Below are 14,757 nucleotides of genomic sequence, written 5' to 3'. Positions count from 1 at the left end.
TCCTAGAAAGGCCTAGAACGGAATGTCGTCTTCGTCGTCGCCGGCCAGGTCGAACGGGTCCACTTTGGCCGTCACCGAGCGGGCGGTGGCGGTCGGGGCGTGGCCGGCCTCGGCGGGGCGGGTCGCCCACGCCGGGAACGGGAAGTTCACGACCAGCGGCACCGGCAGTTCGGGCTGGCCGACGAACATGGTGCCGGGCTTGGCCATGAGGACCCGCATGCGCTGGGCCTGTGTCAGGAATCCGTACTCGGGTCGGGTGGCCTCGGCGGCGTCGAGGCGTCCGACGACGCGGATCGCGGAGTTCGACGCGATGCGGCGCTCCACTTCGGAGGCGGTCTGCTGCGCGCCGATGAGGATGACGCCGAGGGAGCGGCCGCGCTCGGCGATGTCGAGCAGGATGTCCTTGATGGGGCTGGTGCCCTCGCGCGGCGCGTACTTGTTGAGCTCGTCGAGGACGACGAACTGCAGCGGCCTGGCCGTGCCGGCCTTCTCCTTGCGCTCGAATTCGGTCCGCAGCACCACGCCGACGACGAAGCGCTGCGCCCGGTCGGGCAGGTTGTGCAGGTCGACGACGGTCACCTGCGCGTCCGAGGAGACGGCCTTGCCCCGGGAGGGGAGGTCGCCGCGGATGAGGCGGCCGACGTCGCGGCCGGAGGCGATGAGGCGGCGGATGAAGGCGTTGACGGTGCCCAGGCCGATCGCGGACCCCGCCCATTCGGTGCGGGTGTCGTCGTCGGAGAGCCGTTCGCAGATGAGGTCGACCAGGTCCCGGTAGCTGGTGAGGAGCTGGCCGTCGATGGCGACGGCGCCGTTGTCCTTCGGGCGGGCCTCCTTGCGGAGCCGGGCGGCGACCTGGTGGACGACCATCGTGTACTGCTGGCGGTCGTCGTCGGCGTCGGCGAACACGAAGGGCAGCATGCCGTCGGCGCAGAACTCGCCGAGCGTCCAGTAGAAGGCCTCGACGCCGGTGGAGCGGCAGGCCACGTCGGGGACGCCATTGCGGTCGCCTTCGCGGGGCGGGGCCAGGACCTCGACGGACTTGAACGCGCCGGGCGCCATGCCGAGCCGACGGTACTGCTCGCGGATGGTGTCGTCGATGCGGGTGTTGTCGTGGTCGAGGAGCAGCAGGTCCTCGCCCTTGACATTGAAGATGAGCGCCTTGGTGTTGGCCGCCTCGGCGCCCATCGCGCCGGAGTGCAGCAGCGAGTAGAGCAGCCAGGTCGCGAAGGAGGTCTTGGTGGCGACGCCCGAGATGCCGGAGATCGACACGTGGGCGCCGCGCGAACCGTCGAGGAAGTCGGCGTTGAGGAACACCGGCTGGCCGTCGCGCGAGAACCCGAGGGGGATCTGGCGGGTCATGCCGTCGAAGTACAGGGCGCGGTCGCGTTCGTCGCCGGTGGCGCGGTGCACCTCGGCGCCCGGCGTCGGCGGCACGAACACCTCCGGCTCGACGCGGGTCACGGTGACCTCGGCGGCCTCCTGGACCTGCGCGGGGAGCAGGCCCCCGGCGATGTCGAACACGTCGGAGTCGAACTGGGCGCCCTCGTGGCGGCTGCGCACCGCGGTGACGACGCCGGAGACGGTGACCGTGCCGACGCCCGGGACCTGGCGTTCGGTGGTGAGCACGTCGTCGAGCTGCGCATAGGCGTCGGGTCCGACGCCGACCCAGAACGACAGCGGCGTGGCGTCCTCGGTGCCGAGGACGCGGCCCACAGAATCACTCATCGGTCGATCCTCGCAGATAGCGCACGATCAGATTGCCCCCGGCTTCGATGACGTGTCGCAGCCGCAGTGCCCGGGCCGATTCGGCCGCGTGGCCCTCGGCGATGCGCGGTGCCCCGGCCCCGACCAGGAGCGGCGAGACCGTCAGGCACAGTTCGTCCACCGCGTCGGCCGCGATGAGTTCGCCGAATACGGTCGGCCCGCCCTCGCACAGGATCTGGCGCAGGCCCCGCTCGCGCAGGGCCCTGATGGCGGCCGGGAAGTCGACCGAGCCGGTGCCGATCGCGATGACGTCGGCGACCTCCCGCATCTCGGCCATCTGGTCGACGGCGGCGTCGGCCGCGCAGATCACGATCGGCCGCCGCGGCGCCTCGGTGAAGATCGCCGCAGACGGGTCGAGCCGGGCCGAGCGCGAGACGATCGCCATGATCGGGACCTCCGGCAGTCCCTGGTCCCGGCGCCAGGCCATGCGGTCGGCGCTGAGGACCAGCGGCCCGTACCCCTCGGCCAGGACCGTCCCGGACCCGGCCACCAGCACGTCGCACCTGGCGCGCAGGACCTTGAAGACCCGCTTGTCGGCTTCACCCGAAAGTGGCCCGGACAGGCCGCTCAGGGTCGCGGCGCCGTCGGCGCTGGAGACGAAGTTGACGCGGAGCCAATCGGCTTCGGGCGGCTCATAGGCCTGGTAGATCTCGGAATCGGAGAGATCGTCGAGCGTTCGGTACAGCACATCTGCCACGGCCACAACCTAGCCCACGGGACTGACAACCCGGCCGACAGCGGTGCGTGAGTTCGGTGAAACGGTTCCGCCGCAGTTCATCGCTGGCAATATCAACGGGTGGTACCATCGATGGCATGAGTCGCAAGAAGAGCACTATCTACCTTGATGAGGCCGCAGACATGCGGCTGGAGGCAGTAGCCCGGAAGTTGGGTGCCTCGAAAGCTGAGCTCATGCGCCGATTCATCGATGAAGGGCTTATCCGAACCGGGGAATCCGACCCGCTGCCGCCTCTGCCGAAGTACCGCAGCGAGCAGCCGCTCACCGTCGATGAGATGGACGAGGCGATCTACCAGAGCATGAAGCGGCGCGCGCAGAAGCGATGATCATCGTCGCAGACACCTCGGCAGTCCTCGCCGCCTTCGATGAAGGCCAGCCGCATCATGAAGCGGCCGAACAGATCATGGAGACCGAGTCGCTGCTCGTCTCCCCACTGGTCATGACGGAGCTCGACCATCTGGCGCGCCGTGAAGGCGGGTTCGACTTCGCGGTCGAGGTCGCTGCGGCGCTGTTGGTCCGATTCGAACGCGGTCGATACCAGCTGGCGTCGATTCGCTATGAGGACTTCGCAACCGCGAACCAGCTCAGGCTTGATTACCGCGGTCTGAAACTCGATCTCGCCGACACGGTCGGTGTGGCGCTGGCGGATCGGTACGACACCAACCGAATCTTCACGCTGGACCAGCGGGATTTTCGCGCGATCAGGCCGCTCACGGCCGGGTTCGACGCGTTCGAGATTCTGCCATTCGATTGGGACGGCCAGGGCGCCTAGGGGTTCCGAAACACCCCTAGGCCCGCCCGTACCCGTGAGCCTCCTAAAGGCCCGGTGCCCCGAACGCGGCCCGCCGCTTGGCGCCGCGGCGGAACCTGAACCGCAGGTAGATCACCCGCACCACCGTGCCGACGACGAAGACCGCCGCCGCGATCCCGCCGAACAGCGCGAGCGGGGACCCGCTCGGCTCACCGGTGCGGTGACCGGCGCGGCCCTCCGGGTCGTACGTGAGCACGACCGACTCGCCGACGTCGTGGCGCTGCCTCGGCGACGTCCGCAGATCGAACTCGCCGCCCTCCGGGCATTCCATGGTGTGGTCGTACTTGGGCTTCCGTTCCCCGTCGCTGCGGACGTACGTCTTCTCCTGCGAGGTGACCGTGCAGGACTCGGTGACACCGCGCTCGGTGAGGACCTGCTCATTGACGCCGATGAAGATCAGGATCGGCATGGCGAACAGCACCAGGTGGACGCCGATCGCCGCCGCGATCATCGGCGTCAGGCCCTCCCGGAGCACGAAATACCAGACCTGGGCGAGGAACAGCACGAAGGCGACCGCCAGCAGCGAGACCGGAACCGGCGTCCAGAACGCGTCGGCCACGAACATCGAGTACCAGGCGGAAGCGGCGGTGAACGCGCTGCCGGCGAGCACCAGCACCACCCCCACGGTGACATCGCGGCCGAGCTTGATCTTGTCCTCGAAGGAGCGCTCGGGGTTCTTCCCGAGCGGAGTCGGCGGGTGCATCGGATGCCCAGGCTGGGAGTACTGGGGGCCGTAGGGCTGCTGGTCAGTCACTATGGGGCACTTTCTATGGGAGCTGCGGGGCACCCCCAGGCTAGCGCCTTCCAGCCAGCCGGTCGCCGATCGCCCGGCGCCACGAGGATGCTCCGTTCCTCAGGGCGGGAAGGAGGTCAAGCGCCGAGCACGCGTTCCAGATAGGCGTTGCCGAATCGCCGGTCGGGGTCCACCTCGTCCCGCACCGCCACGAAATCCGCGAAGCGCTCGTAGCGCTCGTCCAGCTTCTTGTCGTCCAGCCAGTGCATCTTGCCCCAGTGCGGCCGACCCTCGGCCGCGTCGAAGATCGCCGCGCAGTCGCGGAAGTAGGCCTCGTACTCGTGCCGGTGGTACTGGTGCACGGCCACATACGCGGTGCGCCGGCCCTGCGCGGTCGAGAGCCACACGTCGTCGGCGGCCGCGAAGCGCACCTCCACCGGGAAGGAGACGTGGTGGCCCTCGCGTTCCACCATGTCCCGCAAGTCCCTCAAGACCTGCGGCAGGCTCTCGTGCGGCACCGCGTACTCCATCTCGCGGAACACCACCCGCCGCGGCGAGGTGAAGACCCGGTGCGAGACGTCGGTGTACTCGCGGGCGCTCCACACCCGCCCGGCCAGCCGGTTGATCCCCGGCACCCACCCCGGGAACCGCGTCCCCACCCGGTTGGCCGCCTCGAACAGCGTGTTCTCGGTGAAGGCCTCGTTCCACCAGTACGAGAGCCGGCTCGGGGCCCGGCCGCGCTCGTCCATCGAGTAGCGGTTGTTCCGCTTCGTCAGGGTCCGGTCGGTGTGCGGGAACCAGTAGAACTCGAAGTGGTCGTTCTCGGCCACGAGCTCGTCCAGCCTGTCGAGCACCACCTCCAGCCGCATGGGCTTCTCGACCGCCCGCAGCTGGAAGGCCGGGACGCAGCGCATCGTCACCTCGGCGATGATCCCCAACGCCCCCAAACCGAGTCGGGCCGCCGCGAACAGCTCCGGGCGCTCGTTCTCCGAGCACCGCGCCACGGTGCCGTCGGCCAGGACCAGCTTCAGGCCCGCGACCTGCCACGAGAAGCCGCGGTACCGGTCGCCGGTGCCGTGCGTGCCCGTCGAGATCGCCCCCGCGATGGTCTGCCGGTCGATATCGCCCATGTTCTCCAACGCCAGCGCGTGCGCGTCCAGCACCTGGTTGAGGCGCCACAGCGGCATGCCCGCCTCGACGGTGGCCAGATGGGAGGCGGCGTCTATCTCGATCACCTGGTCCAGGTCGCCGAGGTCGACCATAATGTCCTCGGGCACGGCGATGCCGCTGAACGAGTGGCCGGCGCCGACGGCCTTGACGCGCAGGTCGTCGTCGGCGGCGGCGCGCACCAGGGCCGCCAGATCGTCCACTTCGGCGGGTCTGGCGACCCGCGAGGGTTCGGCCGTTTCGGTACCCGACCAGTTCTGCCACAGAGAGGTTGTCACGGGGCCTCCGGTAGTGATCGTTCTACGTGACGGTAGCTTTCATCTAACCGCATCTGACCAGGGAAGGGAAGCGACATGGTAACCCGGACCAACTTGGGCCACGGCCCCGCCGAGAACCTGTTCGCCGAATTGGGCCGCGCGACCGCCGGGGTGCAGCCGCCCTTCGCCGTGGTCGACCTCGGTGCCTTCGACACCAACGCCGCCATTCTGCGGCGCGGCGCGATCGGGAAACCGATCCGTTTGGCCAGCAAGTCATTGCGGTGCCGCACGCTCATGCGCAGGGCGCTGGCCCAGCCCGGGTTCCGCGGCATTCTCGGTTTCACGCTCCCCGAGGCGCTGTGGCTCGCGGAGGAGTTCGACGACATCGTGGTCGGATATCCGACGGCCGACGTGGAGGCGTTGCGCCGCTTGGCGGGCGACGACGAGGCCGCGCGGCGCATCACGCTCATGGTCGACTCCGTCGAGCACCTGGACTTCCTGCGCCGCAATGTGGAACCGAATCCGTCGCGTCCGCTGCGGCTGTGCCTGGAGCTGGACATGTCGCTGGAGTTGTTCGGCGGCCGCGTCCACATCGGCGCCCACCGCTCGCCGGTCCACTCGGCCGAGCAGGCGCTCGCGATGGCGCACGAGATCGAGAAGCGCCAGGGCGTGAACCTGGTCGGGATCATGGGCTACGAGGGCCAGATCGCGGGCGTGCAGGACGCCTTCAGCGCTGCGGCCCTGCAGTATCCGCTGGTGCGGCTCATGCAGCGGATCTCCAAGTCCGAGCTGGCCGAGCGCCGCGCGGACGCCGTCGCGGCGGTGCAGGGCGTGGCCGATCTGGAGTTCGTCAACGGCGGCGGGACCGGTTCGATCGGGTGGACGGCGGGGGACCCGTCGGTCACGGAGGTCGCCGCCGGGTCGGGCCTGTACTCGCCGGCGCTGTTCGACGGCTACCGGTCGATCCGCCCGCTCCCGGCCGCGTTCTTCGCGCTGCCGGTGGTGCGGCGGCCGCGGCGGGGCATGGTCACCGCGCTCGGCGGCGGCTGGATCGCCTCGGGGGTGCCGGGCAAGGACCGGCTGCCCAAGCCGACGTTCCCCAGTGGAATGTCGTTCGCCGGGACTGAGGGCGCCGGGGAGGTGCAGACCCCGTTGCGCGGCAAGGCCGCCGACGGTCTGGTCATCGGTTCACGGGTGTGGATGCGGCACGCCAAGGCCGGGGAGCTGGCGGAGCGGGTGAACGAGATCCACCTGGTCTCGCGCGGTGAGATCATCGACGAGGCGCCGACGTACCGGGGCGAGGGCAAGGCGTTCGTCTAGGGGGTTCACAAACGCCCCCCAGACGAACGCGCTCACTCAGTCGTCGTCGTCGTTTCCGCCGTTCCCATTGCCGTTTCCGTTCCCATTGCCACCGCCACCGTCGCCATCGCCATCGCCGCCACCCTGTTCGCACAGGTCGAGCATCTCCTGGATCGGCGTGCAGTTCTCGTCGCCGCCGTTCCCATTGCCGCCCCCGTCGCCGCCGGGTACGCCGCAGCGGGTATCGGTCGGGTTGGCCGCGCAATATGGACTGCTGGGGTCGATGGTGCCGTCTTCGTTCTCGATGTCATCCGTGATGGGGCTGCCGACGTGGGCGGCCTCGCCCCAGGCCTGCGAGTCGTAGCCCATGGCGTCGATCGAGCCCTCCATGAACTGCTTCCACACCGGATAGCTCAGCGTCGAACCGAACACGCCGTCGATGCTGCCTTCGGGATTCAGCAGCGGCGCCGACTCGGCGGTCGCATTGCCGACCCAGGTGGCGATGCTCAGCTGCGGGATCGCGCCGACGTACCAGGTGTGGGCGTTGGCCGGGCTGAACTCCTCGGCGGCTTCCCAGGTACCGGTCTTGCCGGTGTAGGGGCGGTCGATCGCGCCGCCGTCGCCGTCGATGGTCGAGCCGACGTATTGGAGGTTGCGCGCGATCTCGGTGGTGAGCGCCTGGGTCTGCTCCAGCGGGCGCTGCTCCGGGTACTCGTTTCCGTCGCGGTCGTAGACCTTCTCCACGAAGTGGGTCTCGTTGTAGACGCCGTCGGCGGCGATCGTGGCGTACACGGTCGCCATGTCCTTCACCGTGGTCGGGTACTGCCCGAATCCAATGTGGTAGTAGAACGGCGAGTTCTTAGACTCCAGGTCCAGCTCGGTGGTCTTCGGGGTGACCTCGTCGTCCTCGTAGCCGTCGAGCGAGGCCATCGGGTTGATATTGCCGTTGTCGAGGGTCTCGAACGTGCCGTCGTCGAGCTCCCGCACGCCGTGGCGCGAGTAGGTGATGGTGCCGTCGTCCGCCCGGTAGAACTTGTAGGTGACCGGCTCGCCGTCCTCGGTCTGGGTGAGGGTGCGCAGGCCCATGTCGATGGCGGTCTGGAGGATCGCGGTCGCACCGTACTTCTCGGCGATCGCGTACATGGGGGTGTTGCGCGAGTCGCGGACCGCGTCGGTCAGGGTCCGGTCGGTGTTCTCGTCGGTGCCGGCGTTCTCGATCGCGTTGTCCTCGAAGTCCTCGAGCGAGTCGAACTCGCGCGGGGAGTCGGAGTTCCACCAGGAGTCGATCGAGGCATTGTTCTTGACCGCCGTCGCGGCGGTGATCATCTTGAACGTCGATGACGGCGGGTGCGGGTTCTCCAACCCGGCCTTGTCGACACCGAGGCCGTTCTCGCCGCCGTAGTAGCCCAGGACGCGGCCCGTACCGGGCTCGACGGCCACGACGGCGTTCGCCATCGACGGGTTCTGCTTGTACAGCGCGGCGTTCTCGTTGTCGTTCTTGAACTCGTAGTAGCCGTCCTCGTTCTCGTACTCGGCGGCGTCCGCCTCTTCCTCCACGGGATCGCCGTTGTCGTCGACGAGTACGCCGTCTTCCTCCTGGCGTTTGAGGTCGCCGCGGCTGGCGGTGTCCTCGGCGGCGTCCTGGACCTTCGAGTTGATGGTGAGCTCGACGGTGTAGCCGCCGGTGTCCTCGTCCTTGCCGTAGAAATCGTTCTGGGTGAGGCCGTAGCGGCTGTAGAGCTCGTCCCAGATGTAGCCGTCGGTGGGGTTGGTGAGGAAGCCGGTCGGGGTGTTGTTGCCCCAGGTGCCGGGGTTCTCCAGCGACTCCTCGGTCTCGGGCATGCCGGCGTCGATCTCCGCCTGGTCAATGTGGCCCATCTTCTTGAGCTCGTTCATGCCGTAGTCCCAGCGGTCCTGTGGCGCGGTGGAGTCTTCCCCGGCCACGCGCGGGTCGAAGGACCCGTCGCCCGCCTTGACCTGCATGACCAGCATCATCGCCTGGCCCCAGTCGAGATCTTTGACCTTCTCGCCGAACCACACCTCGCTGGCGGCGGCGATGCCGTAGGCGCCGCGGCCGTAGAAGTTCAGGTTCAGATAGTGCGTCAGGATCTCCTCCTTGGAGTAGTCCTGCTCCATCTTCATGGCCATGATGGCCTCTTTGGCCTTGCGGCCGTAGGAGATGTCACCGCGGATGTCCTCGACCATGCCCGCGTACTGCTGGGTGATGGTCGAGGCGCCCTGGGTGTCGCCGCCGGTGACGTTGTTGACCAGGGCGCGCGTGGTGCCCTTCCAGTCGACGCCGTCGTGTTCGAAGAAGTTCTTGTCCTCCAAGGCGAGGAGCGACCAGACGACCTCGTCGGGGATTTCCTCGTAGTCGTCCACCAGCTTGCGGGTGTACTCGCCGTAGCCGGCGACGGGGGTGCCGTCGGCGAGGGTGATGGTGGTCGATTCGCCGTACGCGAGGTCCTTCGGCTCGGGGACGTTCTCGAAATAGGTCGCCCCGGCGACGGTCCCGGCGCCGAGCATCATGAGCACGGCCATGATGAGGGCCGCGTACACGCGGCGGCGGCGCATCGACATGCGCTTCTTGGACTTCGACTTGGGCTTCTTACCCAGAGGCATGGTCTTGCGGACGGCGCCGACGACCGAGGCGCGGCCGACATTGCCGGGTGCGCCGCCGTGATCTCCGGGGCCGCCGGGCACAGCGGGGCCGCCCTGGTGAGGCGGGCCACTGTGAGGGTTCACGCTGTGAGGGCTCACGTTGGGAGGGTTTGCGCCAGGGGTCGAGGCGGGGCCGTACTGCGGGGCCCGGCCCGGGGTGGGGCCGACAGGTGGGGAGTAACCGCCCGGGGGAGGGGAGCCGCCGGGAGGACCGGCCGAGGGGCCGGTGCCGGGGCGTTCGTAGTCGCTCATGCTCAACCATCCACGTGCTCATCGGTGCCGGTCCGGGGGCCGCACTCGCAAGGTCTTGGATGATAGCGGAGCACGCCCGGTAGGCGAGAGGTCTTCAGTTTCGCAGGTGAAAACTACCGTTTCACGACCACCTTAGACCCGGCATGCGACACGTCAAGCGAAGTGAAGCGTCTCTCACCTGCGCAGCGAGGAGCGAGGGGAACGCGTGTTAGCAGTCCCCACCTCTAGCTTGCTACGCCTCGGGCGGCCTGGCGGCCCGAGAAGAGGCAACCGCCCAGGAATGTCCCCTCCAGGGAACGGTATCCGTGCATCCCGCCGCCCCCGAACCCGGCCGCCTCACCCGCCGCGAACAGGCCGGGAAGCGGCTCTCCATCAGCCCGTAGGACCCGCCCGTCCAGGTCCGTGTGGAGTCCGCCGAGGGTCTTGCGGGTGAGGATATTGAGCCGCACCCCGATGAGCGGCCCGGCCTTCGGATCGAGCAGCCGGTGCGGGGTGGCGACCCGAATGAGCCGATCCCCGCGGTAGGCCCGGGCCCCGCGCATCGCGGTCACCTGGAGATCCTTGGTGAAGGTATTGGCCAATTCGTTATCTCTCGCGTGCACGGCATCCCGCACTCGGGCGGGATCGAGCAGCGGTTCGGCGGTGAGCGCGTTCATTCCGTCGACCAACTTATCGAGCTCATCGGCCACCACGAAGTCCGCGCCGTGCTCCTTGAACGCCTCGACGGGGCCCGGTGCACCGGGCAGGACGCGCTTGAGCAGGAGCTTGAGGTTCTTGCCCGTCAGGTCCGGGTTCTGCTCTGACCCCGAAAGCGCGAACTCCTTCTCGATGATCTTCTGGGTGAGGACGAACCAGGAGTGCTCATGACCGGTGGACATGATGTGCTCGAGCGTCCCCAAGGTGTCGAACCCGGGAAACAGCGGCGCCGGAAGCCGGTTCCCGGTCGCGTCGAGCCACAGCGAGGAGGGCCCGGGCAGGATCCGAATCCCGTGGTGGGGCCAGATGGGATCCCAGTTCTGGATGCCCTCGGTGTAATGCCACATGCGATCCCGATTGATCAGGCTCGCCCCGGCATCCTCGGAGATCCCGAGCATCCGCCCATCGACATGAGCGGGAACCCCACTGATCAAGTGCTTGGGCGCGGCCCCCATACGGGAAGGCCAGTTCTCCCGAACCAGATCGAAGTTCCCCCCGATGCCACCGGACGTGACGACGACGACCTCGGCGGAAAGGCTGAACTCGGAGACGACCTCTCGGGAGGAGGAAACCCCGCGGGGCGAGTCATCGTCGGCCAACACCGACCCGGAGACACCGGTGACGACGCCATCGGAGACGTTCAGGGAATCAACCCGATGCCGAAAGGCAAGCCGAACCGACCCGGCCCCGGCCGCCGCGCGAACTCGATCAGCGAACGGAGCGACGATCCCGGGACCGGTGCCCCAGGTGATGTGAAACCGAGGAACCGAGTTCCCATGCCCCTGAGCGGTATAACCCCCACGCTCGGCCCACCCCACCACGGGAAAGAACCGAACCCCCAAGCCGTGCAGCCAGGCCCGCTTCTCCCCGGAGGCAAAATCCACATAGGCCTCGGCCCACTTCCGCGGCCAGGCGTCCTCGGGCCGATCGAACCCGGCGGTCCCCACCCAGTCCTGCCAGGCCAACTCCCGAGAGTCCCGCACCCCCATGAACCGCTGCTCGGGCGAGTCCACGAGGAACAATCCTCCGAAGGACCAGAAAGCCTGCCCCCCAAGCGACTGCGACCCCTCCTGCTCCACCAGGGTCACCGACTTCCCCAGCCGGACCAACTCGGCAGTGGCCACCAACCCGGCCAAACCCCCACCGACAACGATGACGTCACTGTCCACCGTTCCGCCTTCCCAAGCGACAAAGGACACGCCTACCAGCGCGTAGGGGAGGTATACCAGGGCCCGAGCAGCCCGTCAACCGACCGGAGCCCGCCCCGATCGCCGGTGCGGCATCTGCCAAGCCTCCGCGAGGGCCGACGGATGGACCTGCGACCCGCCGCCGAAGAACTCGCAGAACTTCATGATCAACGGATCCCACCCGACCGGATCGACATGATCCGTCCCGGGAATGACCAGCCGCTCCTCGACATGCGCCCGGACCACCCGGACCTCGATGGCGCTGGCCGTCTCCCCGAACGCATGCACGCTCTCGACCAGGCATTCGAGCTGAATCGGGCACTCTTCGACCCGAGGAGCCTTGACCACCTCGGACGCCTGCGGTGTGAGCCCGGCCGCCCCGAACTTGTCGGCCTCGAACCGATACCCCATGGCGGCCTTGCGCTCTGGTATCGGAGTGGCCCCGGTCAGCGGAGCCAACCGATCGACGGCGCCCGCCATGTCCGAGGAGACCAGGTTCAGCACGCACTCCCGTTCCCGCAGCAGGTTCGCCACGGTCTTGGAACGGTTCCCCATGCCGAGCATGCAACGCTGCCCCAGCCACCACGCCGAGGACATCGGCGCGAGATTCGCCGACCCGTCCTCATTGCGGCTGCCGATCAGCACCACCGGGGTCCCGAAATACAACACCTTGAGATCGGTGGTCACATGCACGACTGGCTCCAACTCGATAGGTCCGAGCCGCCAACTCAACCAGCCGTGCGACTCACCTGCTGGCCACCGATCGACATCGCGTTCCATGGGCTAGCGGCGGCATGGGTGCACCCCATGAGATCTCCGGCCTCCGCCGCCTCGCCGAACTCCCCTCCCGCATCGTCGGCGGGAGTGCGAACGATGTGAGCGAACGGTAGATTGGGTCGATGGGCGACGAAGCGATCGCGTTGGGGCAGAAGTACACCCGGCAAGAGGTCAGGGCTGTGTACGGCGGTGGGCTCTTCACGGGAATCGTGCTGTGCAAGGACTGCGTCCTCATCTACGCCGACCTCGAAGAGGGGCCCAAACACGGTTATCGCGACGGGTGGTCGGCCGATGCGGACGAGTTCGGGCCGGTCTTCGAATACAGCGCCGAGGGCAAGACCGGAAACCAGGGTTTGAGCGGGATAAATAAGAGAGTCCTGCGGCATCGAGAACAGCACCGCGTGCTCCGAGTGCTCATCGCGGACGGGACTGTGCCAGGCGGCGACGCCAAGTTGCACCGATACATAGGCGAGTTCGAGCTGGACCGGATGAAGCCCTATACGGTGGTCCAGGCCCCCGACGGCGAAGGAACCATCCGGGATCTCATCACGTTTCGTCTGAGACCGCTCGGCGAGACCTACCAGGCGGGCATCGACTTCATGCGCCCCGCGATCGAGACGACTGTGATCACGCTTGATCTCCGGCCTGACGAACACGGAGTCGAGGCGACGACGGTCGAGGCGGTCGAACTCGAGTCGAATTCCGGCGAGCCCATCACCCGCGAGTCCGTCGCCCGCACCGACATGCAACGGCGCGAGGCCGAGCTCATCGATCGATACACGGCATTCCTGAAGGCGAACGGTCATGTGGCAAAGCGCAAGCGCATCACGATCGAGGGTGTTCCCGCCTCCTTCCTCACCGATGTCCACGACGAGACCGACAATGTCCTGTACGAGGCCAAGAGCCGGGCCAGCCGGGACCTGATCCGATTGGCCATCGGCCAGCTGCACGACTACCAGCGCAACGTGCGGGCCCGCCGGACGGCGGTGCTCCTGCCTGAAGCTCCGATCGAGGATCTCCGCGAGCTCATCGAATCGCAGGGCATGGCGGTCGTGTACGAGGAGAACGGCACGTTCGTCGGCTGGCCGGTCGAGCTTGACGCCGAGTAGCCGCTGCGCGGATCAAGCCAGATTCACCCCTTGCCCGGTGGGAGCTCCCAGGAGCATTGGCGGAGTTGCGTTACCAGGTGATCGCAGGATTCGTCGATGTCGTCTCGGCGCTGGCGGTCGGGGAGGCGGTTGGTGGCGATCCTGGTGAGGATCAGAATGTTGAGGGCCGTTTCGCGGAGGAGACGGTCGAGAGGGATTCGGGCGCGGACGTTCGCGAGGTCGGTGATGGCGTCGGCGAGGCGGTCGAGTTCGGGCGTTTCCATCGGTTTCCTCCTGTGCGGTTGCGCCGGGGCTGACCCGGTGCGGCAAGTATGCGACCCGATACCGACAGTTATGGATTCCGTGGGTTGTTCGTCCACGTGAATAATCGGCGGTTTGGCCGTATGGCGGTATGAAGGCGGGGTGGGGATGGCGAGGCGGACAGGGGAGGGAGTCGAGGAAGCGATGCAAGTTGAGACCTTGTCCGGTGGCAATATGGATCCGGTGGTCAGAATCGGTGGCACCGTACGGCGCGTCAGCGGCGAATGGACTGAAGCCGTGCACGAACTGCTCAGATCCTATGAGTCAGCCGGGATCCCCGAGACGCCGCGCCCACGTGGGATCGACCCCGAAGGCAGGGAGATCCTGACCTTCATCGAGGGAGTGACACTCGAGCAGGCGCCGCCGGAGACCAGATGGCGGCCTTCGATTCTGCGAGCCGCAGGTGCCCTGCTTCGAAGGCTTCACGACGCGAGCGAGCCGCTGGTCGCGCGAAGCGTCGTATGGCGCAGCGAGTCGCATTCGCCCGTCGAGGTCCTCTGCCACAACGACTTCGCGCCGTACAACCTCATCGTCCGAGAACATCGGCTTGTCGGCGTCATCGACTTCGACATGGCCTCGCCCGGACCGCGCATCTGGGACTTCGCCTACCTCGCATACCGGCTCATCCCCTATGCCGAGGACGCTGCCGGGTTCGACCCTGCCCGCTATGGCTCGCGCGAGGACCGGCTCGGGGAACTCATCGAGACCTACGGAGCCGACTTCACTCCCCTGGAGGTTCGGAAAGCGGCGGCCCGACGCCTGGAGGACCTGGCGGCCTTCACTGAGCGACGCGCCACCGAGACCGGACGGCAGGAGTTCACCGAGCATGCGGCAATGTACCGGCGCGATGCTGAGCGCTGTCGCGACGGCACATCGATGTGACTGGCTGACATTTCGGTTCGAAGAGACTCTTTGGGTTGTAGTGCGAAGAGAGTTCGTCGACTTGCGGGCAGTGGGTGATTGCGGTTAAGGGTCCTTATAGGAATAATGTGACGGGGCCGTCTCGAG

At 67.6% G+C, this 14,757-nt stretch carries 13 protein-coding genes; 5 read left to right on the top strand and 8 right to left on the bottom strand.

The window, feature by feature from the left end; translation table 11 throughout:
• Positions 1-12: 12 nt before the first annotated feature.
• Together FAB82_RS00065 and FAB82_RS00060 are read right to left on the bottom strand one after the other, a co-directional pair.
• Positions 13-1,725, bottom strand: coding sequence for an ATP-binding protein (locus tag FAB82_RS00065; protein WP_136532496.1), 1,713 nt, complete (start codon positions 1,723-1,725; stop codon positions 13-15).
• Positions 1,718-2,461, bottom strand: coding sequence for a pyrimidine reductase family protein (locus FAB82_RS00060; RefSeq protein ID WP_136532495.1), 744 nt, complete (start codon positions 2,459-2,461; stop codon positions 1,718-1,720). Before FAB82_RS00060 ends, FAB82_RS00065 begins: the two co-directional genes overlap by 8 nt.
• A 116-nt stretch (positions 2,462-2,577) precedes the next feature.
• Between FAB82_RS00060 and FAB82_RS00055 the strand changes: the two genes are divergently transcribed.
• Entirely contained in the window at positions 2,578-2,826 is a 249-nt protein-coding gene (locus tag FAB82_RS00055; RefSeq protein ID WP_136532494.1) for a ribbon-helix-helix domain-containing protein, read from the top strand.
• Positions 2,823-3,272 (top strand): type II toxin-antitoxin system VapC family toxin, encoded by a 450-nt coding sequence (locus tag FAB82_RS00050; RefSeq protein WP_136532493.1) that lies wholly within the window; start codon positions 2,823-2,825, stop codon positions 3,270-3,272. Before FAB82_RS00055 ends, FAB82_RS00050 begins: the two co-directional genes overlap by 4 nt.
• Positions 3,273-3,315: 43 nt before the next feature.
• Here the strand turns inward: FAB82_RS00050 and FAB82_RS00045 are convergent, their stop codons facing one another.
• Together FAB82_RS00045 and FAB82_RS00040 are read right to left on the bottom strand one after the other, a co-directional pair.
• Positions 3,316-4,065 carry a hypothetical protein gene (locus FAB82_RS00045; protein WP_136532492.1) on the bottom strand — a complete coding sequence of 250 codons (750 nt, stop codon included), beginning with the start codon at positions 4,063-4,065 and terminating at the stop codon, positions 3,316-3,318.
• Positions 4,066-4,181: 116 nt separating this feature from the next.
• A complete protein-coding gene (locus FAB82_RS00040; protein ID WP_136532491.1) occupies positions 4,182-5,489 on the bottom strand; it encodes a D-arabinono-1,4-lactone oxidase in 1,308 nt (435 codons plus the stop codon).
• A gap of 75 nt (positions 5,490-5,564) precedes the next feature.
• Between FAB82_RS00040 and FAB82_RS00035 the strand changes: the two genes are divergently transcribed.
• The gene (locus tag FAB82_RS00035) at positions 5,565-6,788 is read left to right on the top strand and encodes an amino acid deaminase/aldolase (protein ID WP_136532490.1); all 1,224 of its coding nucleotides are present in this window, start codon (positions 5,565-5,567) and stop codon (positions 6,786-6,788) included.
• 36 nt (positions 6,789-6,824) lie between these two features.
• Here FAB82_RS00035 and FAB82_RS00030 read toward each other — a convergent pair whose 3' ends face one another.
• The 3 genes from FAB82_RS00030 to FAB82_RS00020 form a co-directional block, all read right to left on the bottom strand.
• Entirely contained in the window at positions 6,825-9,512 is a 2,688-nt protein-coding gene (locus FAB82_RS00030; RefSeq protein ID WP_168801350.1) for a transglycosylase domain-containing protein, read from the bottom strand.
• A gap of 392 nt (positions 9,513-9,904) precedes the next feature.
• Positions 9,905-11,545 carry an FAD-binding dehydrogenase gene (locus FAB82_RS00025; RefSeq protein WP_136532488.1) on the bottom strand — a complete coding sequence of 547 codons (1,641 nt, stop codon included), beginning with the start codon at positions 11,543-11,545 and terminating at the stop codon, positions 9,905-9,907.
• A 75-nt stretch (positions 11,546-11,620) separates the two neighbouring features.
• Positions 11,621-12,256, bottom strand: a complete 636-nt coding sequence (locus tag FAB82_RS00020) for a flavin reductase family protein (RefSeq protein WP_342799426.1) — start codon at positions 12,254-12,256, stop codon at positions 11,621-11,623.
• Positions 12,257-12,462: 206 nt separating this feature from the next.
• On the opposite strand from FAB82_RS00020, the gene FAB82_RS00015 reads away from it, so the two are divergent.
• Entirely contained in the window at positions 12,463-13,449 is a 987-nt protein-coding gene (locus FAB82_RS00015) for an SRA domain-containing endonuclease (RefSeq protein ID WP_136532486.1), read from the top strand.
• A 23-nt stretch (positions 13,450-13,472) separates the two neighbouring features.
• Here FAB82_RS00015 and FAB82_RS00010 read toward each other — a convergent pair whose 3' ends face one another.
• Complete coding sequence (locus FAB82_RS00010) at positions 13,473-13,712, bottom strand: hypothetical protein (RefSeq protein WP_136532485.1); 240 nt, start codon at positions 13,710-13,712, stop codon at positions 13,473-13,475.
• Between the two features lie 181 nt (positions 13,713-13,893).
• On the opposite strand from FAB82_RS00010, the gene FAB82_RS00005 reads away from it, so the two are divergent.
• On the top strand, positions 13,894-14,631 hold the full coding sequence (locus FAB82_RS00005) for a phosphotransferase (RefSeq protein WP_136532484.1): 738 nt from the start codon (positions 13,894-13,896) through the stop codon (positions 14,629-14,631).
• The last annotated feature ends 126 nt before the right edge of the window (positions 14,632-14,757 follow it).

Origin of the sequence: Glycomyces buryatensis (assembly GCF_004912275.1) — a bacterium.
GTDB lineage: Bacteria > Actinomycetota > Actinomycetes > Mycobacteriales > Micromonosporaceae > Glycomyces > Glycomyces buryatensis.
The sequence above is the reverse complement of the archived record's forward strand: the minus strand, read 5'-3'. Positions and strand labels throughout refer to the sequence as shown.

Excerpts from the sequence above, each read along its gene's own strand:
- FAB82_RS00065 (WP_136532496.1), bottom strand. The coding sequence starts at position 1,725 with ATGAGTGATTCTGTGGGCCGCGTCCTCGGCACCGAGGACGCCACGCCG.
- FAB82_RS00055 (WP_136532494.1), top strand. The coding sequence starts at position 2,578 with ATGAGTCGCAAGAAGAGCACTATCTACCTTGATGAGGCCGCAGACATG.
- FAB82_RS00050 (WP_136532493.1), top strand. The coding sequence starts at position 2,823 with ATGATCATCGTCGCAGACACCTCGGCAGTCCTCGCCGCCTTCGATGAA.
- FAB82_RS00035 (WP_136532490.1), top strand. The coding sequence starts at position 5,565 with ATGGTAACCCGGACCAACTTGGGCCACGGCCCCGCCGAGAACCTGTTC.
- FAB82_RS00015 (WP_136532486.1), top strand. The coding sequence starts at position 12,463 with ATGGGCGACGAAGCGATCGCGTTGGGGCAGAAGTACACCCGGCAAGAG.
- FAB82_RS00010 (WP_136532485.1), bottom strand. The coding sequence starts at position 13,712 with ATGGAAACGCCCGAACTCGACCGCCTCGCCGACGCCATCACCGACCTC.
- FAB82_RS00005 (WP_136532484.1), top strand. The coding sequence starts at position 13,894 with ATGCAAGTTGAGACCTTGTCCGGTGGCAATATGGATCCGGTGGTCAGA.